This is a genomic window from Cellulophaga tyrosinoxydans (assembly GCF_900176415.1).
Classification (GTDB): domain Bacteria; phylum Bacteroidota; class Bacteroidia; order Flavobacteriales; family Flavobacteriaceae; genus Cellulophaga; species Cellulophaga tyrosinoxydans.
On record NZ_FWXO01000002.1, the window covers coordinates 544,519 to 565,169 of the forward strand.

Sequence of the window (20,651 nt, forward strand, 5' to 3'; positions counted from 1 at the left end):
TGATGCAAGAAAAAGGAATTGAAATAATAAAATCCTCTGGTGAGAAAATGCTTTTCTCTTTGGATAAATTACGCAAGTCATTAAAACATAGTGGTGCTGATCATAATCTAGTGGAGCAAATAGTAAGTAAAGTAAAAGAAGAACTTTATGAAGGCATTACTACCAATGAAATTTACAATCGTGCTTATGCCATTTTAAAAAAGAATAAATCGGTTTTTGCATCAAAATACAAACTTAAAAAAGCCATATACGAATTAGGACCAACAGGTTTTCCTTTTGAACGTTTTGTGGCGGCAATTTTATCTAATTCTGGATACAACACCTCAGTTAATCAACATTTAAATGGTAATTGCGTAAATCATGAAATTGATGTAATTGCTGAAAAGAATAATACAACTACAATTATTGAATGTAAATTTCATTCTGAAGAAGGTAGAAATTGTAATGTAAAAATACCGCTTTACATTCATTCTCGGTATAATGATGTAAAAGCACATTGGGAAACACTTAAAAATAAAAACGCCTTAGATGCTGGCTGGGTAGTAACAAATACTCGTTTTACTGCAGATGCTCTTGCGTACGGTAAATGTGTAGGATTGTATTTATTAAGTTGGGATTTTCCAAAAAATGAAGGACTTAAAGATAGAATTGATAGGTTAAGCCTCTACCCCATTACAGTTTCAACGCTTTTAACCAATAGAGAAAAACAGTTTATATTAAGTAGAGATATTGTTTTGTGTAGGCAATTATGGAAAAATAAATTTTTACTAGATCATTTGGGTATTTCTAATCTTAGAAAAAAAAGAATACTCGATGAATTAAATCAACTTTGTAATTCTTAAAACTATGAACACTTGTAAAATTCATTTTCTAGGCGCTTCTGGCACAGTAACAGGCTCTAAGTTTTATATTGAAACTCCAGAATTAAATATTATGGTAGATTGTGGTGTTTTTCAAGGCCTAAAAGAACTTCGAGAAATTAATTGGTTGCCATTACCTATAGATGCCTCAAAAATAGATGTTGTTCTCTTAACACATGGGCATTTAGATCATACCGGATATTTACCAAGATTAGTTAAAGAAGGTTTTCATGGCCCTATATTAGGTACAGAACCTACATTAGAAATTGCACAGATTATCTTATTAGATAGTGCTAAAATACACGAAGAAGAAGCAGAAAAAGCTAATAAAGAAGGATATTCCAAACATAAGCCAGCACTCCCTTTTTATACCATTAAGGATGCGGAAAAAACAATTTCCAAATTTGAGGCACGTGCTAAAAATAAATGGATCGAACTTTCGGAGCACATAAAATTTAAATATAGATATAACGGTCATATCATTGGAGCTACTTTTATTGAACTAGAAATTTTCGGCAAACTTTTTGTCTTTTCTGGAGATATTGGTAGAAAAATTGATCCACTATTAGCAGCTCCAGAAAAACCTGAATGGGCAGATTACCTATTTATAGAAAGTACCTATGGTAATAAACTGCACCCAGAGGAAGATGTTGAAGGACTTTTAATAGAACTTATCAATAAAACAGTTCGTAATCGTGGTAATCTAGTTATTCCTTCTTTTGCGGTAGAAAGACTTCAATCTTTAATGTACACTTTGTGGCAATTGTATAAAAAGAATAAAATTCCGAATATCCCTATTTATATAGATAGTCCCATGGGAAATAACGTGCTTTCGGTTTTCGAGAAACACACCAACTGGCATAAGCTTTCCGAAGCAGAATATAGAGCAATGAGTAATCATTTTAATATTATAACCTCATATGCAGATACTTGGAAAACTATTGACAACCCAAGACCAAAGGTTATTATAGCTGGTAGCGGAATGGTAACAGGTGGGCGTGTTTTAACCTATTTAAAAAAATTAATTGCCTTACCAACAACATCCATCTTAATAGTTGGTTATCAAGCGGAAGGTACTAGAGGTCGCCAATTATTAGAAGGTGCACATGAACTAAAACTTTATGGCAAATACTATCCAATTGCTGCGAAGGTTTACCATTTAGAAAGTTTGTCTGCACATGCCGATCAAGGAGAATTAATAGATTGGTTAAGTGCACTTAAAAATTTACCTGAAAAAGTTTTTCTTATTCATGGCGAACCTAATGCCTTAGACATTTTTAAGGTAAAACTAAGAGATGTGTATGGCTGGAATGCCGAAATTCCGCAATACGAACAGGTGTATGAATTTGTATTGTAAATCCATTTACAGCAAAACCATTTAATTTTCTATTCTGTATAAGGTACAATAGCTTTATAGATTACCCATAAATTAATCATTATTTTATGGGTAGGTTTTAATTGCTTTTGATTAGATTTAATCAGAATTAATTAATCTCAAGAATTTCTTACTTTAGAAAAGCAAATAAAACCAACACAACCAATAAGATATGTCTGCAGTAACCGAACCAAAGAAAAATAACACGCTTATTCCTATTTTAATTATTGCCGGTCTCTTCTTTATTTTCGGATTTGTTACTTGGATTAATGGTGCTTTAATTCCGTTTATGAAAACCATAAATGAATTAACATCTGCCCAATCGCTTTTAGTTGCTTCTGCATCATATATTTCATTTGTTGTAATGGCACTACCTTCATCATACATACTCAAAAAAGTAGGCTACAAAAAAGGCATGTCTTTAGGATTATTTTTGATGGGTATAGGCGCATTGGTTTTTATTCCTGCCGCTGAAGCAAGAACCTATTGGATGTTTTTGGCTGGTATATTTATTCAAGGTGCTGGAATGACCTTATTACAAACTGCATCTAATCCATACATTACCATTCTTGGTCCCATTGAAAGCGGGGCAAAACGCATTTCTATTATGGGAATTGCAAATAAAGTAGCTGGTGCTTTAGGGTCTTTAATTTTTGGCGCCCTATTATTATCAGGCATCGATGAAATTAATGAAAAACTAAAATCAGTTTCCGATAGTGAAAAGATGCTACTATTAAACCAAATGGCCGACAGTGTTGTTACTCCTTATATTCTTATGGCGGTTGTATTATTCATTTTAGGCTTACTAATTTTAAAGGCACCACTACCAAAAGTGGAGCCTGAACCTATAGCGGAACATAAGGATGGAGAAACGGTTAAAACAAGTATTTTTCAATTTCCACATTTATGGTTGGGTGTTTTAGCGTTATTCATGTATGTTGGTGTGGAAGTTATTGCTGGTGATACTATTATAGCCTACGGAATTTCTTTAGGAATTTCAGCTGAAGATGCTAAATTCTTCACCTCTATGACCTTAATGGCTATGGTGGGCACATATGCCTTAGGTGCAGTTTTAATTCCTAAATATCTGAGTCAAACATTAGCTTTAAAATTGAGTGCTGTTTTGGGGATAATTTTATCATTATGTGTGGTCTTTACAACTGGTTTTACCTCAGTACTTTTTGTGGCCAGTTTAGGTATTGCTAATGCACTTGTTTGGCCTGCTATTTGGCCTTTAACTTTAAAAGGATTAGGTAAGTTTACCGAAACAGCCTCTGCCCTACTAATCATGGCAATTGCAGGAGGAGCAGTATTACCGCCATTATATGGTAAATTAGTGGATAGTAATAAGGCCACTTATATTGCCGAAGGTATGGATGAAGCTATGGCAATTGCAACGGCATCAACAAAAGGATATTGGATTTTAATACCTTGCTATATTATCATTTTATACTATGCGGTTTCTGGACATAAATTAGGACTAAAAAATAGCGGTAAATAAACTATTAGTAACCAAAATTTATCCCCTTAAACTAGATTAATCAAGCATTTTAAATTTAGGATAAAATATATTAGTTAAATATTAATTTCACAAAAATGTTGAGATATAAACTCAATAGTGTGGGTGTTACATACCTATAACAATATACCTATGTATTACTATTAATTCTTACCACTTTTACTATAACCTTTAACATCTTTTTCATATTACGATATTTAAAAATATCATGAATTTTAAGTATTTCTTTAAAAAAACAACTATCTTAAAATGCAATATGATTAGCCCTAATACCCAATTGAATTAACCATTTATGATAAGTACTGAAACTAAACCTATTGAACCTACAATGAAATCGGATTTACAATGGCTAACTACGCATTTAAATTCTTATAAAGATCAGTTAACTCAAGGAGCTAAAATCGAAGCTCTAAAAGATTTAATACTTGTAGATTTTTCAAATATTTGTCACCAATATAATAGTCATGCCGCAGCAATTGAGTCTAATGAAGCATCTGAAATTGAAATAGACCAGTATCTTTTACAATATGTACTTCCAGAATCATTTAAAGACCTTATTATTATTCATCGTGATGTATTGTTACAACTGCAAATTGGACATCATAAAACAATAGAAAATATTGCTTCAATCGCGGCTTTACAAAATTTAATTGAAGAATCAATTACGTTGTTAGTAAACGCAATTAATTATGTTACTTCAACTATAGAAAAAGAAGTAAAAAGTACATATAAAACTAATGCTAAGAAGATTATTGACTCTAAAACACGCCATCATTTATCTCCATGGAAGGTATATCAAGAACAATTTAATATACTATTATCGCAGTTTTCACAGATTACCAACACCAATAAGAAAACCATTAATAACATTGAAATATTTAATGAAATTAGAAATGACACCAATAGTATTATTGAAAAAATTGGTTTAGAATCGCAAGTGTTGCTAGAGATTTCAACCAATGCAATTGCTGTTATTAAAGGGAATGAAAATAGTAAAGAAATATTATCCTGGATAGAAAAAAGCTTGACACAAATTAGTGCAAATGATGCCAAAACGAACGTAGAATTCACCTCAGCGATAGAATCAAAAATTAATAATTTGGAATCTTACGCTATTCCGATTGGAACCAACGAAGGGTACTTATTAGAAAAGAAAATAGATTTTAATAAAAGCGTAAAAAAGTGGATGGATTATAATCTACTTCCGCTACTTTCTGATGTTTGGGAACAAAATAATAGTATTAATAATTTTATAAAACACTCGTTATTAAATTTAAAATCTAGCCTTAATCTAGGCAAAGAAAATAATAATTTAATACATCTTGATACGCAATTAGAAGCCTATAAAAACACCAAAAACACATTACAAGAAAATATAGAGCGCCAAAATTCTATTGTTGCACAAATAAAATCATTATTAGTTAAAGAGTTTTTGGTGTGTAATAGTTATAATTCTAATGAGTTTCTAGATGTTTCTATACAAAATTCCTTAAACCAGTATACTGTAGAAACGGGCAATATACTTGTAACTATTCAAAAAGGTTTTAAAAACTTAATTGCAAAGTTTAACCAGAGTTATGACAAAGTGGTTTTAGATAATCCACAAGCTAATTTAGAAAAGGCAGCTAATTGTATTGCTCAAAGAATGTTTAAAGAAGCTAATGCACATTACGATACGCTTTTTTTAAACAAAAAATTTATTGGCGATTTATTTCTTGTTACTAGAACTCAGCAAGAAAATAAATTAAAAGATACTGTAGCCCAATGGAATGATGGTTTTAACAAATCTATTCTGGTATTGGGTAATAACCTTTCTGGTAAATCTACATTTTTAGAAAACACTTCAGATATTTTTACAGATCAAAAAATACTAAAATTAAGTCCTAATGACAGCATTACCATTGAGGGTAGAAAATTTAAAACTTCAAATGATTTAAAAGATGCCTTAAATGCCGTAAAAAACAATTCGTTTTCGCAAAAAAGAATTCTGGTAATAGACGATTTAGAATTATGGCGCGATGATAAGTTTAGTTTGCTTAATAACACACGAGCTCTAATAAATTTTATTGAGTCAGAGTCTGATAATGTGCTAGTTATCGTTTCCACAAATTCATCAATGTGTGCCCATTTAAATAAACGATCCAATTTTTCCAATGCATTTAGTACACATATAGACCTCAATAAAAGTACATTAGAAGAAATTTGCAAAGCAGTTTTAGTGCGTCATAGTGCCACACATAGAACTTTGATAAATAGCAATAATGAACCTTTGTCCGATACACAAATTGTTGCCCATGTAACTAAGTTATGCAAAAAATACAATAATAATCTTGGCGAAGTTTTACAGTCATGGACCTATGGAACAACAGTTACTGAAAATGGATCCATACAATACCAGGAAAATGCAACAAGTTTCCCGGATTTTTTCACTAGAGAAGAAATTATCGTATTAAAATATACTTTGCTCTATAACTATAGCAATGAAAAAATGTTTAAGTCTTTTATTGGAGCTAATTATGAAACTAATTTTAAGTCGGGTTTAAAACGTTTACTAAATAATAAAGTGCTTATTAGAGATGATAATGGATTTTTAAAAATTAATCCTGTTATTAATTATGACATATACCAAATACTAAAATATAGAGACATCATAGACTAAATGGAAAACACACTTACATTAGATTCATGGTTAGGACTACGAAACTTAATAGTACTCTTATTTGCTGGATATTGGCTTATAAGACTACTAGAGTTTCTTTTAAAAAAGATAATCTTAACCAATAGAGGAAATAAAAAAATATTAAAAATTCTTAATAAAATTATTCTCTTATACCAACCTATTGGTTTACTCTTGGTGCTTTTAGGTTTTATATCAATAAATTATGTGGTACATAGTATTTTTCTAGTCTTTATAGGCGCAATTAGCTATTATTATATTAAGAATTATGTGGGCGGTGTAATTTATAAAGTAAATTCTATTTTAGATAAAGGAGTATCTGTAACAATAGCAGATATCACAGGAGATATAAAAAAGTTTTTACCCTTTGGTATTATTGTGAATACTGAAAAGGGCGATAATTTTATAAGCTACTCTAAATTGGATAAAAGTGGGTATACCATAAATTCTAAAAACGATACTATACTTAGACAAACCTTATACTTGAAAACACCATATTCTAAACCAGAATTATTAGATATGTTTTTTGATAACCCAATTTTTAATTTTAAAGAAGCACCAATAGTTAGTGAAATTCCCGGATCAGAGAATTACAAATTACAATATACCTTGGAGAAAGGTATCTCATCTGAAAATTTAATCTCCTTTTTAAAAGAACAAAATATAGAAACAAGTTTAATCAACAATACCACCGAATAATGGAAATTCTATCTTCATATAATCTTATCATTGAAGTTTCAATTATAATTATATTATCATTTTTATTTAATTCAATCTCCAAAAAAACAAATATTCCTGCTGTTTTAATGCTTATTGTATTGGGAGTAGCCTTACAATTTGGACTAAAATACATCAACAGCGACGCAATAGACTTTTTTCCAATCTTAGAAATATTAGGTATTGTAGGTCTTATCATGATTGTGCTAGAGGCCGCATTAGAATTAGAGCTCAAGAGAGAAAAATTAATGCCTATATTAAAATCTTTTGTTGTAGCTCTTTTAGGGCTGTTTTTATCGGCTTGGGTTGCTGCTTTAATATTGTATCAATACATTCCTGACATGACTATGCATTCCGCTTGGTTATATGCCACTCCATTATCTATTTTATCTAGTGCTATTATCATCCCTAGTGTAAATGACTTAAAATCGCATAAAAAAGAATTCCATATCTACGAAAGCACCTTTTCAGATATTATCGGTATTATGATGTTTTACTTTTTAGCAGGCAAACTTAACCCCGCTGAAGATACTGGCTTTATAGGTTTTACAGGAAATTTACTGTTAACCATAGTAATATCACTAGTGGCTAGTTATGCCATCATTATAATTTTTCAAAAAATAAAAAGTCAGGTTAAGTTATTTTTATTAATCGCAGTACTCTTGCTTTTATATGCTGTTGGAAAGAAAATGCACTTATCATCGTTAATTATCATCTTAATATTCGGATTGGTAATTGCCAACATGAAATTGTTCTTTAAAGGAAAACTATCTAAACTATTAGATTACCAAAAGGCACATCATATTTATCATGAACTGCATACCATAACGGCAGAAACTGCATTTGTAGTAAGAACATTCTTTTTTGTGATCTTTGGCTTAAGCATTGCTATTACATCTATATTTAATTTAGATGTAGCTATTATAAGTTCATTAATAATACTATCAATTTATAGTATTAGAGCTGTCCTGATGTTGATTTTTGTTGGTAAAGATATGCTGCCACAATTATTTATAGCTCCAAGAGGACTTATTACGGTACTTTTATTCTATGCCATACCAGCAGAGGCTCAAATAGAAGGTTTTGATTCTGGGATTTTACTTTTTGTAATCATTGCCACGAGTTTGGTAATGACATTTGCCATGATTTATGATAAGAAAAGATCTAGTTCTGCTATAAATAAAGCAAATCTTAAAAAGGTAGGCACCACAAAATGGACTGCGCCAACAATAAAAGAATAAAGTTAAAATAGAAGCCTTTGCAACACTTTCTACTGCCATAGGAAGAGCTTCTAAATGGTCCGAACCGTTTACTGCTCAAATAGTTTACTAATAAATTAAAAATAGCATAATAAAATAAATGAAACACGTATTTTCAATTCATCCTACCAGCTTTGAAGTAATAAATGAATTGCCAAATGCATGGTCTAATACCGATTATCAAAAGCTTTTAGAAATTATGGATTAAGGAGATGCTTCCGCATTAAACCCTAATGAATTAAAAGAAATGTGTTTATTATCTATTTCAGACAATGAACCTGAAGAAGCGGCAAAACTAATCTTGGAATATATTTTTCAAGATCGATTAAATGCTGGTCAGAGAGATAATATTTCTAATGAAATGGTAGAAGAAAAAATTTGGGAAGAATACGCAGATCTTTCCATGCATGAAGAGTTTTTTAATGCAACACAAATTCTATTTGATGCTTATAATGGTAAATTTCCACATCCAGAAGCTGTGGTAATGCAAATAGAATTTACGGCTAAAAACCCAAAAAGCATAGCGGTTTTCGAGAGTGAAATTGAAGCTAATTTAATTCGATTAATAACCTCAGGAATGCCAGAAAACACACTTATCAAAAGACTTTTTTATGATCAGCTAAATGGTGAAGATTTTCCAGATGCAAAAGACATTATTTGGCAATATAAAAAGACAGCTACTGAAGGAGATAAGCTAGTTTATGAAATTATATCATCTACCTATTGGTTTCATGATTTTAAATATATTGAAGAATACGAAGCAGAATTAAAAGTACTCGAAGAGTAGTGAAAATTCTAATAAAACACATACGCTTAAATTGAATTGATAACCTCTGTTTTTACAGAGGTTTATTCGTCGGGGTGGAAGTTCCGTGAATTCGAGGGAACCTGCGACCTAGTATTCTAAATTAAAAAATCCAACCATTTGCATGATTGGATTGAATCTGGTCGGGGTGGCAGGATTCGAACCTGCGACCTCCGCGTCCCAAACGCGGCGCGATAACCGGGCTACGCTACACCCCGAAAAGAATGATATTTTACAAACATTTCTTTTTTCGGACTGCAAATATACAACAATACTTTACATATCAAACTATAAAAACAAAAAAGGCACTTGAATCAAGTGCCTTAATTTTTAATATTTAATTAGGGTTTATCTGTACAATGTAAAATGCCCAACATAACGCTGCTTATCCATATCGTTTGCATTAACAACATACCAATAATCACCTGTTGGCAATTCATTACCTTCATAGGTTCCATCCCAAGAACGAATTTGATCTAAAATTGCCACTACACGGCCATAGCGATCATAAATTTTCACCTCTATATAAGGGAAATATTCTCTATTTTTTGGTGCCCAAGTGTCTCCCATATTATCACCATTTGGTGTGAAGAAATTTGGAAACTCTACCATAGAATCAAAATTAAATGGCATGGTAACTAATGCAACGCAACCTCTTTCATCTGTAACTCGCACAACAACATTGGCATCCATTATTAGATTAAAAATATTGTTGCTTCCTTGAGATACTCCTTGGAATGAATACTCATAATTACCATATCCGCCTGTTGCAATTGCGGTCATCTCATCCGGACCAGTTTTTGAAACAGATAATGTTAATGGAAAATACTCGTCCAACGTAAAACTTACTTGATCCATACAACCATTACTGTGGTAGATATACACTATATGATCGCCTGCTGGTAAATCTCCAAATGTATTAGAACTTGAAGCCAAAGACATATCATCTACATCTAGACTAAATAATAACTCTGATCTTACTGAACTATCTGTCATTTCAATAGTTACAGTACTATTTGGGAAAATACCATCACAACCATACTCAACAATTGCAGTAGATTCTAAATTCACACCTAAACCAATAGTAATGGAACGTTCTGTAGTACAACCATTTGCATCACGAACATACACCTGATAAGACTCACCACCTTGTAGATTCGTAAAAAGTAAATCATCATTTCGAACATACCCTTGATTAGGATCTGTTGGATCAACAGCAGGGAAACCTACTCCTTCAATTCGTGTTTCATAATAGTTAGCGAAGGTAACCATGTCTCTAAACGGTGTACCACCTGTAATGGTTAATTGAGCTTCACCATCATAAGCGTTTAAACAAATTTCTGGTTGCGTTACAACGTCAGATATTGTTAAAACATTTGGTTCAGTAATAGGCTGTATCGTGACAAATTCGCCACATCCTTCTTCATCCTGTATTAAGATTTCATAGTTAGAACCTGCTGCCAAATTTTCAAAGGTGTATACCCCTGGATTTGCAGGGTCACTAAAAAATTCATTGTAATTAGGATTAATAGCGAATTGGATTAATCCTTCTCCACCACTAAGTACTTCCACTGTAATTGACCCATCATTATCTCCGTTACAAGTAATATTTGTTGTAGAAATTCTATAAACAATAGCTTCAGGTCTTGTAATTACCAAAGGTCCTTCAACATCTCCACAACTAATTCCACTAGTTACACCAATATAATAGGTACCTTCAGGTAAGCCCTCAAAAGTTCCATCGGTTTGTGCTGCTCTAACAATTGTTGCCGCAGGATCAGGATTAAATGCTGTATACGCTGATGAAGCAGGAGTTGGGTTTCCTAAATATAAAGTATACATTTCGTTACCAACACCACCAGATGAGAACGATTCTATTCTACCGTCATTCTCAGTAGCACAGGAAATATCATCAGGCAAATTAGCTACTAATTCTATCGCTTGTGCATCTACTAAGGTAATCCCTTCCGAACGTAAACTTGTACAAGCTCCAGCGCCTCCAACCTTACGAACATCGTATTGATAGAATCCTTGGACACCGTCAATTAAAACAGAGGTTCCTGTCATTGGAATAAAAGGATCACTAGCATTTGCAGCCACTGATCTATATTCATAAGTATAACCAACTTCTGGGTTTTCAATACTTAATCGCATTTGTCCAGCACCACCACAACCAGGTGCTCTTACTTGAACTAATTTAGGGTCTATTGGCGGTGGAGGCACAACGTAATACGCTGGGGAAACTCCTATACAATTAAAACTTGACGACACCTCTATGGCATACCATCCTGCACTAATAAAACCACTTGTTACACCATCAAATGTTGGTGAATCTTGAAGTCCACTTCTTGAAACAACGTCGGTATTATTATTACTATTTAAATATAATAATTGGTATTTATAACCTGAACCAGGTACTCCTCCGCTTGCCCCAGCTGTCGCTGTAATAGCATCACCTGTGGTAGTATCATAGGCTTCAAGTACCGCGTTATTTCCATCTGGACAAACTAGTCCTTGAGGTTCACGGATCCCCACAATAATTGGATCTATAGGGTTTAAAGTTATGTCGAAGAAGTTTTCACATAATTCAACATCTCTTATTTCTACTCTATAATTTCCACTAGACAAGCCATTAAATTGATTGGCCAAAGCATAAGGATATACCTCAGTATAGTTTACACTACCAATGGTAATTGTACCTGCACTATCTTCACGTAATAGACGATAATTATAAGGAGACGAATCCCATCCACCTTGACCTGTTGCAACTATTATACCTGCATTATCATCGCATGTAACATTATCAATCTCTATTGATGGTACAGCTAATGGTCCATTAGGTGTTCTAATATTTGCTACATTACTATCATCAATACATTTAGGCACTGCTAACGCTCTTACTCTTACATAAAAATTGCCTCCAGGTAATCCGGTAATTCGTGCATCTTCTCCTGTTATTGCATCTGGGTAATTTGCGGTATCAAACGTTCCTGTAGTAATAGGTGTAGATTGCGTTACATCATCACTACGGTATACCGTATATTCATAAACACCTGTATAATTAATTACATTGATAAAAAGTTCTCCATTAGAATCACCAAAACATTGAACAGGTTTCGCTTCAGTAATTGTAGCAATAGGATTTATTGGATCAATCACATCATGTCTAGGTAATGGATATAAACATCCTGTTACATTATCACGGACTACAAATAAATATTCTCCTGATACTGGTAAATCAATATCTACAAATTGATTACTTCCTGAATTTGTAACATCTGCCACTGCAACTGCTGATGTTGTTTCTACCGTAAAATTATTGGTACCTGTTACTGTTATTCTAACAGTTTCTGGGTCTTCACAATTAAGTACTGATTGTACTGCCAACACACTTTGCACTTCAGATGGTGGTGCAATTGCAGGCAACGTAAATTCGTCTCTACAACCATTGCCATCTATTGCATAAACTGTAATTACTTGGGTAGAACCATTGTCTATAATTTCAAATGTATTTGAAGTTTGATAATTTTCATAACCCGAAATACTATACTGATAACCAATACCTACTGTACCAACTTGGTCAATATTTACTGTTATAATTGAAGAACTAAATCTGTTTGCTCCAATTTCGCAAGTAAACGGAGTGCTGGTTGCCGAAATTTCAAATACTGCTGGCTCATTTATGGTTATTACACTTGACAATACGGAACAATTACGTTCTGTTAGCACTTCTACCTGATAACTACCTTGTGCAAGTCCGTTAAATACACCTGTGTTATTTCTTGTTACTTCTGCTGAAGTAACTGTGTTTCGTAAAATAAACTCTATAGGTTGATCTACATCAGTACCTGCCTGTAAAATTATAGTGATACTACCATCATTAGACCCATTACAACTAATATCTTGAACTATCTCAGATTCAATTACTGGCGGTACAGCCAAATCTAAATTAACAGGTACACTGAAAGAACAGAACCCCGTTCCATCGTTCACTAAATTGTCAGTGACTAAAACTAAATATTCTCCAGGACTTTGATTAACAAATACACCAGTATTGTTTGTCGGAACACCGCCTATAGCATTCCCAAGATTATCTTGAAGCTCAAAAGTAAAGTTACCACTACCACCATTCGTAGTTACTGTTATCGTTCCGTCAGGATTATTACAAATTGGAATCGCTGTAAATTCTCCAGTACCGGATAAGAATTCATATACCTCAGCGGTTCCAGAACCCGTACAGCCATTAGCATCTACAACGGAAACTGTGTAATTTCCTGGAGTTCCAACGGTATACGATGCTTCCCATAAATCACTAACAGCATTATAGATTCCAAATTTGCTTTCACCATTTAATGTAAAGTTTGGTGTATCTATATTCCCCGGCATTGTAACTGTAATAGCAAAAGATGCTGCAGAAGCTGCACACTGATTATTTACTATAACAGTTGGGGCTGGTAAAGGCGGTTGTAATAAAATGATATCTTCAGACACATTAAATGTACATCCTCTAGCATCAATCACCCAGATATCATAGGCAATCCCTGCCAAACTTCCTGGTAAAACTGCTGTATTCGCACTCGTAAAATCATCTGTTGGATCAGCTGGTGTTGCAGTACCATCTTTATCGACTGGAGCTCCAGCAGGCACAAAGGCATAACTATAAGGGCCGCCTGCACCTCCACTACCGCGTACGGTTAACTGACCTAATGCATTACAATTTGCTGGAATATTAGAAATGATATCTAGATTAGGCATATTTAAAACTACATCAATAAGCGTAGCATCTGTACAAGTGTCTGCGTCAGTAACACGTATGGTGTATCTTCCTGGGGCAATATCGAAAACTCCTGAATAAGTTGAACCTGCCCCACCTGTCTGTCCTGCAGCATTATGTGTTTGTAAAACTGCTCCGGTTAAAGGATCTATTAAATCTATCACTAAATCAGGACCTACAAATTCTGTTACCGTAAACTCTGTTCTTCCATTCCCCAAATCATCGCAAAATGCCGTTGGAGATGTAGCAACAATATCTAAAGGTGTAGGACCATCTTGCGGTGCAATTTCTTCAAAATAAACACAACCTGTGCCTAAATCGATAACCTCAACAATATAGGTAACACCTAATTGCAAACCATTAAAAGTGTGCCTACGTGGTGGTAAATTTGGAGTAACTGGAGCTGATGGATCACTTGCCAAACGTATTAAAAAGTTTGGTCCTACGCCACCTACAATGGTAACAGTATTTGTAAAACCAGCCACATTACATACTGGTGTTACTGGATCTGGCACAACCGTTAAATCTATTTGACTAATCGTTACAGAATCTACATCACTACAACCTAAAGCATCTACAGTTCTCACGGTATAATTCCCTGGAACTAATAGTGGATCAGAAATACTTACAACGGTATTAGCTGTTGGTCCTACACGTAAAATTTCGATACCAAAACTGTTATAAACTATATATGTAAAATCTGGTGTCCCATCAGTAACATTGGTGATTTCTATGGTTCCTGCGTTGGTACCAGAAACACTACAAGATGCATCTGTAGAAGAAACTGTTGCGTTTGGTGCAGCGTTTGGGCTGGTAGGAATAAGAATAGACAAACCACTAGTTACACATCCTCTAGCATCACGAACTGTATAATTATAGGTTGCTCCTGCTGTTAAGCCAGTGTACACCGTTTGATCTGTATACGTTCCTGTATTTCCAAAATCTACCTGAAATGGTGGTACACCGCTAGTCGCATCAGGAATAATTCTAACACCACCACTATTTGGATCACCACAACTTGCAGGTATAGGATCTGCTGTAGCTGCAATATTTAATGGATCTTGTACATCTAAGGGTTCTGAAAAAGCTTCACAACCTTGGTTATCTGTTACACGAAAAACATAATTTCCACCTACCGTTACAGGATATAAAAATGAATTAGCTGTAAAATTTGATAATGGCCCAAAAGTAACCCCATTATCACTACTCACTTGATATTGTTTTGGCGTTGCGCTAGATAAATATCCGTTTGAAATATTTACTCGAATTTCTCCAGGAGCGCCACCACAAGGAATTTCAGTTTCTATAGAAGTACTTACTCTTAATTGTCTGTTTATAGTAATTGAAACCGTATCTGTACAACTATTGGCATCTCTAACTTCAACAGTGTGTGTACCTGGTGATAAATTTGAAAAAGTAGCACTTGCCTGGTAAGTTCCATTATTTATTCTATAAGAATAACCTGGAGCTCCACCAGTGGCACTAACCGTTACAGAAGCCCCTGCAACAGGTTCGTAGCATAAGTTGGCCGATGCTATTGAAATTGTTGGTGAACTTAACGGTGTTAATTGAAATTCAAAAGTATCGGTACAACCTTCTGCATCAACTACGGTTAATCTATAAGGTGTAGTTGGTGTAGATGCCATGGTTAAATTACCAAAAGTTCTGTTTGATGTAGGACCAACAGTAAATCCATTTGGATAAACTAAGGTATATCTATAACTACCCCATCCTCCAGTTGTATTTGCCACTACTCTACCAATATTACTATTAGAACAACTCATAGCTGTAATAGTTGGTGCCAGTGTAATTCCTGTTGATTGAGCTATTGTAATAGAGGCGGTATCTGTACAACCAGTATCCACATCGGTTACCGTAATAGTATACGTACCAGCACCACGAGAAACTAAATCTACTTGTGCCGCATTCTGTGGAGCACTAACTGGTTCCGCATTTATTTGATAGGTATAATTCGTTGCAAAACCATCTATGATAAAAGCACCACTACCATCTGTGGCTCCATTACACACTCTTAAATCTCCGCCCGATTTTACTCTGGCGCGTATTGAGCTTATTACCACTGGGGTAAAACTTTCTGTATACATACAACCGTTAACATCCGTAATTCTAAATGTATAGGTTGTAGATGTACTTAATCCGGTAAAGGTAGCATTAGCACCATTGTTAACGGTACTCGGACTTATAATACTATAGTTTGCAATTGCTGCATTACTTGTTGGCGTTAGTTGTACATCAGTGGTTCCTAATGCGCAATTAATATTCGCTTGAGTAAAATCTAGATTTGTTGGCGGATCTACTTGATTAATTACAATAGGCGTTAATTCAAGTCTACATCCACTATTATCACGAACAATTGGTGTATAGGTTCCTGGTGCTAAACCAGTAAACAATTGAGTGCCAGAAAAGTTAACACCATCTACACTATATTGGTATCCACTTCCAGAACCACCACTTGCTGCACCAAACTGAATACTTCCTCCAGTAGTTCCGCCTCCTACATTACAAGTCTGATCCGATAGTTTAGAAACTGTACCATTTACTGTAGCATCACTAGTTACGGTAACGGAAGGTAAAATCATAGTACATGAAAAACTACCTTGTTGATATCTAACTTCTAAAGAATTATAAGTCCCGTCTGAAACAGATATTTGCGTTGAAGATACCCAAGGGTCTGTTGGTAAAGTTCTAAATGATAAATTATAACCCTTTGCATCGGTTACATTAAAATTAATTTTAGCACCACCATTGGTACAAGTTCCATCTATTCCTGTTGCAGATACGACTGGCGGAGTTAGTTCTTGAACATTTGCCGATGCTGTTATTGTACATCCGTTAGCATCTGTAATTAAAAAATTATAATCTCCAGCACTAGAAACAGAATACGTTGTTTGTCCTGTATATGACGGACTACTCGTTGCACCTCCATTTACAGTAAAAGTATAAGGTCCTGCTCCACCTGAAGTTCTAACAATAATATCTACATTAGTAATGTTAGCACATCCAAAGCTACTATTTACTTCGGTTGATGCTGCAAGTGCAACTAATCCATCTCCTATAACAATAGGATTACCGCTTGTATCTAAATCTTGTCTTGGTGCTGCAATACCATTCGCTGCATCACCTTTACATTGTTGTGTTTCAACTTGTACACTATAGGTACCAAAACCTACAGCAGCAAAATTATACGTATTACTCGCTATAAATGATGTAAACTCTTGTGGAAAACCGTTGCTATCTAATAAGGTATACTTATATGGACCAGGAACATCGTTTACTTGTACCGCAATACTACCATTCTCACCAAAACATTGCGCATCGTTAACGGTAACATCAATATCTATTTCTCTTGATTCTATTACAATAGGTTCATATGGATATTCACACGTATTTGGTGTGTTTCTTAATCTAGCTTTTACGATATATGTTCCAGGAGTTAAATTATCAAAAATTGCACCTTGCCATGCTCCAAAACCTGAACCACTATTTATTGCATATTCATAAGCACTTGAAAGATTGGTTATTTGTATTCTTCCATCAACACCGCAGATATAATCACGCTTAACATAGGTCTGACTAATGGTACTCTTTTTTACTTTTATATAGTAATAAGATCCTCCATTAACTCTTACTCTAAACTCTGCACCTGTACCTGAAGGTATTGTATTTGGATCTAAAGTCAATGTAGATGCCGAACCTGCTGCAACCCAAGAGCCTGCACAAGTATATGTAGGACATTGCAAATCAATATTAAAACTAGGACAAGATCCTGTAGTTAATCTTTCCCACTGGTAGGTACTATAGGCTTGATCTAAAGCAATTATACGCGTATCAAAATTACCACATAGATTAAAACGAGCTAGTGTTGCACCATCGTTGGTACAAGTAACAATTTCATCTGCATTGGCTACTATAGTTGCAAAAAAAGGTGGAGTTTCAAAAACTACTTCATTTCCGTTTGAAGTAATTTTAGCATCTTTCTGTTGAGTACTTTTAACTTTAGGTAGTCTCTTCTCAAGAGAACTTATAAGTTCTGTTGAAGATACTTTGATTATCTTATAAATTTCAGTGTTCGAAAAAACTGAAGTGATAATCAAAAAGAAAACAACAAGTACTAGAAAGTAGCAAGATTGTCTTGATTTTTTGGATAGCATAGGTTTCGTAGGTTAAAAAGAATATTTAAGACTTGGGATCAACAATATTCTTTAGTGTAATTATTTATACTTATAAAATCTGTTTATATTTATTAAAAATTAAATTCCTTATATAAATTATCTAACGTTAAGATATGAAAAATAGTATTATCCATCTATATTTAATCGTTGTAACGCTTAATTTTTCTTGCGCTCAGCAGGCAGATAATAAGGCAATAGAGGCAAAAAATCCCCCATTTTCCGCAGAACTTTTTGTGGATAACCTACAGATTCCGTGGGGTATAACTTTCTTACCCGACAATAGCATGTTAATAACCGAGAAAGAAGGAAAAATCATTCATTTTAGTAAAGGAGAAAAAATAGAAATCTCTAATGTTCCTGAAGTTTACCAAAGAGGACAAGGCGGATTATTAGATATAATTCTACATCCAAATTATAATGAAAATGGATGGATCTATTTTACCTATGCTTCTCCGGAAGGAGATGAAAAAGGCGGTAATACAGCATTAATGCGAGCAAAATTAAAAGACAATGCTTTAACTGAAAAACAACTACTTTACAAAGCATCTCCTAATACAACCGCCGGACAACATTTTGGCTCAAGAATAGTGTTTGACAATGATGGCTTTTTATATTTTTCTATAGGTGAAAGGGGTGAAAGAGATATTAATCCTCAAGATATTACTAAAGATGGTGGAAAAATTTACAGGTTAAATGATGATGGATCCGTTCCGCAAGACAATCCATTTGTTAACTCCGCAGGCGCTAAAACGGCAATTTATAGTTATGGCCATAGAAATCCGCAAGGATTAATAAAGCACCCGAATACTGGTGAAATTTGGGATCATGAACATGGGCCACAAGGAGGAGATGAAATTAATATTATTAAAAAAGGCGCAAACTATGGTTGGCCAGTAATTACATATGGAATTAACTATAGCGGTACTCCAATTACTGACAAAACAGCAATGGAAGGCATGGAACAACCTATACATTATTGGGTTCCATCCATAGCTCCGAGCGGCATGGCAATGATTACAAGTGATAAGTATAAGGGAATGAAAGGTGATCTTTTAGTAGGTTCTTTAAAGTTTCAATATTTAGAACGATTAATTATGGATGGCAATAAAGTTGAAAAACGTGAAATATTATTACCAGAAATAGGAAGAGTAAGAGATGTAAAAGAAGGTCCAGACGGACTTATTTATATTGCTGTTGAAGGAAAAGGCATATACAAACTCAATCCTATAAATTAGAATTAACTGTCCTTATGAAATCATTTTTTTTAATCTATCTAGTTGCGATATCACTATTAACTAACTTCTTATTTCAAGACAACGAATTGGAAAAAAGTATGAAGCGAGGTAAAGCTATTTATGCAGACTTCTGCGTTACTTGCCATTTAACAGAAGGCGAAGGTGTAAAAAATGCGTTTCCTCCATTAGCAAAGTCTGACTATTTAAAAAAGAACAGAGAGGAAAGCATTAAAGGGATAAAATACGGTCAAAAAGGAGAACTCACTGTAAATGGGGTACAATACAACGGACTTATGCCTTCTATGGGATTGGAAGATGAAGAAATTGCAGATGTTATGAATTATATTCTAAATTCTTGGGGAAATAAATCAGATAAACTAGTAACCCCTGAAGAAGTTTCTTTAATTACAAAAAAATAATCATAGGGCATTATAAGCCTCAGTAGCTTTTTGTACCGATCCATGGGTTTTAAGCAATTTTTCGGCCTCGGCATAAGAAATACCTAAACCTTCCACCAAATAACGAGTACCTCTGTCTACTAATTTCTCATTACTTAATTGCATATTTACCATTTTATTACCTTTTACACGACCAATTCTAATCATCAGTGCAGTAGAGATCATATTTAGCGCTAACTTTTGAGAAGTACCACTTTTCATTCGTGTGCTACCGGTTAAAAATTCTGGCCCAACATTAATCTCAATAGCAATATCCGAAGCAATTGCTAAAGGTGATCCAGGATTATTGGTAATACCTGCAGTAAGAATCCCATGAGCCTTTGCTTTGTGGATTCCGCCTAATACGTAAGGAGTTGTACCGGAAGCTGCAATACCTATAAGTACATCATTTTCATTAATATTATGTGCTTTTAAATCTACCCACGCTTGAGTGGTGTTATCCTCAGCATTTTCAACGGCTTTTCTAATGGCAGAATCTCCTCCAGCAATAATTCCAACAACACGTTCATGTGGCATTCCAAAAGTAGGTGGTATTTCAGAAGCGTCTAATATCCCTAAACGTCCACTTGTACCAGCCCCGATATAAAATAATCTACCACCTTTTTCAAAACGTAAAGCAGCTGCATCTACTAATTTTGTAATTTGAGGAATAACCAATGCCACAGCACTAGCAATTTTTTGATCCTCTTCATTTATTTTCTTTAATAAGGTATTGGTATCCATTTGCTCCAAATCATTATAATTTGAAGGAGTTTCGGTTATTTTTTTAAAATTCATAA

11 protein-coding genes and 1 tRNA gene are annotated in these 20,651 nt (G+C 34.1%); 9 read left to right on the plus strand and 3 right to left on the minus strand.

Annotated elements, in window-relative coordinates; all coding sequences use genetic code 11:
- Nucleotides 1-2: 2 nt before the first annotated feature.
- The 7 genes from B8963_RS09455 (at nucleotide 3) to B8963_RS09485 (ending at nucleotide 9,194) form a co-directional block, all read left to right on the plus strand.
- On the plus strand, nucleotides 3-842 hold the full coding sequence (locus tag B8963_RS09455) for an ATP cone domain-containing protein (RefSeq protein WP_084061261.1): 840 nt from the start codon (nucleotides 3-5) through the stop codon (nucleotides 840-842).
- A 4-nt stretch (nucleotides 843-846) separates the two neighbouring features.
- Nucleotides 847-2,217 carry an MBL fold metallo-hydrolase RNA specificity domain-containing protein gene (locus tag B8963_RS09460; RefSeq protein ID WP_084061262.1) on the plus strand — a complete coding sequence of 457 codons (1,371 nt, stop codon included), beginning with the start codon at nucleotides 847-849 and terminating at the stop codon, nucleotides 2,215-2,217.
- Nucleotides 2,218-2,407: 190 nt separating this feature from the next.
- A complete protein-coding gene (locus B8963_RS09465) occupies nucleotides 2,408-3,736 on the plus strand; it encodes a sugar MFS transporter (RefSeq protein WP_084061263.1) in 1,329 nt (442 codons plus the stop codon).
- Between the two features lie 310 nt (nucleotides 3,737-4,046).
- Entirely contained in the window at nucleotides 4,047-6,413 is a 2,367-nt protein-coding gene (locus tag B8963_RS09470) for a hypothetical protein (RefSeq protein WP_084061264.1), read from the plus strand.
- Nucleotides 6,414-7,130: a hypothetical protein gene (locus B8963_RS09475; RefSeq protein WP_084061265.1), complete on the plus strand. Its 717-nt coding sequence runs from the start codon at nucleotides 6,414-6,416 to the stop codon at nucleotides 7,128-7,130.
- Nucleotides 7,130-8,389: a cation:proton antiporter domain-containing protein gene (locus B8963_RS09480; protein ID WP_084061266.1), complete on the plus strand. Its 1,260-nt coding sequence runs from the start codon at nucleotides 7,130-7,132 to the stop codon at nucleotides 8,387-8,389. Before B8963_RS09475 ends, B8963_RS09480 begins: the two co-directional genes overlap by 1 nt.
- 265 nt (nucleotides 8,390-8,654) lie before the next feature.
- The gene (locus B8963_RS09485) at nucleotides 8,655-9,194 is read left to right on the plus strand and encodes a hypothetical protein (protein ID WP_234989647.1); all 540 of its coding nucleotides are present in this window, start codon (nucleotides 8,655-8,657) and stop codon (nucleotides 9,192-9,194) included.
- Nucleotides 9,195-9,352: 158 nt separating this feature from the next.
- Here B8963_RS09485 and B8963_RS09490 read toward each other — a convergent pair.
- Together B8963_RS09490 and B8963_RS09495 are read right to left on the minus strand one after the other, a co-directional pair.
- A tRNA-Pro gene (locus tag B8963_RS09490) sits at nucleotides 9,353-9,430 on the minus strand.
- A gap of 130 nt (nucleotides 9,431-9,560) precedes the next feature.
- Entirely contained in the window at nucleotides 9,561-18,158 is an 8,598-nt protein-coding gene (locus B8963_RS09495; protein ID WP_084061267.1) for a T9SS type B sorting domain-containing protein, read from the minus strand.
- Between the two features lie 134 nt (nucleotides 18,159-18,292).
- Here B8963_RS09495 and B8963_RS09500 point away from each other — a divergent pair, with 134 nt between their 5' ends.
- Nucleotides 18,293-19,414, plus strand: a complete 1,122-nt coding sequence (locus B8963_RS09500; protein ID WP_084061268.1) for a PQQ-dependent sugar dehydrogenase — start codon at nucleotides 18,293-18,295, stop codon at nucleotides 19,412-19,414.
- Between the two features lie 14 nt (nucleotides 19,415-19,428).
- Nucleotides 19,429-19,833: a c-type cytochrome gene (locus B8963_RS09505; RefSeq protein ID WP_234989648.1), complete on the plus strand. Its 405-nt coding sequence runs from the start codon at nucleotides 19,429-19,431 to the stop codon at nucleotides 19,831-19,833.
- On the opposite strand, the gene murQ is transcribed toward B8963_RS09505, so the two are convergent.
- Nucleotides 19,834-20,649: an N-acetylmuramic acid 6-phosphate etherase gene (gene murQ, locus B8963_RS09510; protein WP_084061269.1), complete on the minus strand. Its 816-nt coding sequence runs from the start codon at nucleotides 20,647-20,649 to the stop codon at nucleotides 19,834-19,836.
- Nucleotides 20,650-20,651 lie beyond the last annotated feature (2 nt).

Excerpts from the sequence above, each read along its gene's own strand:
- murQ (WP_084061269.1), bottom strand. The coding sequence starts at position 20,649 with ATGAATTTTAAAAAAATAACCGAAACTCCTTCAAATTATAATGATTTG.
- B8963_RS09505 (WP_234989648.1), top strand. The coding sequence starts at position 19,429 with ATGAAATCATTTTTTTTAATCTATCTAGTTGCGATATCACTATTAACT.
- B8963_RS09495 (WP_084061267.1), bottom strand. The coding sequence starts at position 18,158 with ATGCTATCCAAAAAATCAAGACAATCTTGCTACTTTCTAGTACTTGTT.
- B8963_RS09455 (WP_084061261.1), top strand. The coding sequence starts at position 3 with ATGCAAGAAAAAGGAATTGAAATAATAAAATCCTCTGGTGAGAAAATG.
- B8963_RS09480 (WP_084061266.1), top strand. The coding sequence starts at position 7,130 with ATGGAAATTCTATCTTCATATAATCTTATCATTGAAGTTTCAATTATA.
- B8963_RS09470 (WP_084061264.1), top strand. The coding sequence starts at position 4,047 with ATGATAAGTACTGAAACTAAACCTATTGAACCTACAATGAAATCGGAT.
- B8963_RS09485 (WP_234989647.1), top strand. The coding sequence starts at position 8,655 with ATGTGTTTATTATCTATTTCAGACAATGAACCTGAAGAAGCGGCAAAA.
- B8963_RS09465 (WP_084061263.1), top strand. The coding sequence starts at position 2,408 with ATGTCTGCAGTAACCGAACCAAAGAAAAATAACACGCTTATTCCTATT.
- B8963_RS09500 (WP_084061268.1), top strand. The coding sequence starts at position 18,293 with ATGAAAAATAGTATTATCCATCTATATTTAATCGTTGTAACGCTTAAT.
- B8963_RS09460 (WP_084061262.1), top strand. The coding sequence starts at position 847 with ATGAACACTTGTAAAATTCATTTTCTAGGCGCTTCTGGCACAGTAACA.
- B8963_RS09475 (WP_084061265.1), top strand. The coding sequence starts at position 6,414 with ATGGAAAACACACTTACATTAGATTCATGGTTAGGACTACGAAACTTA.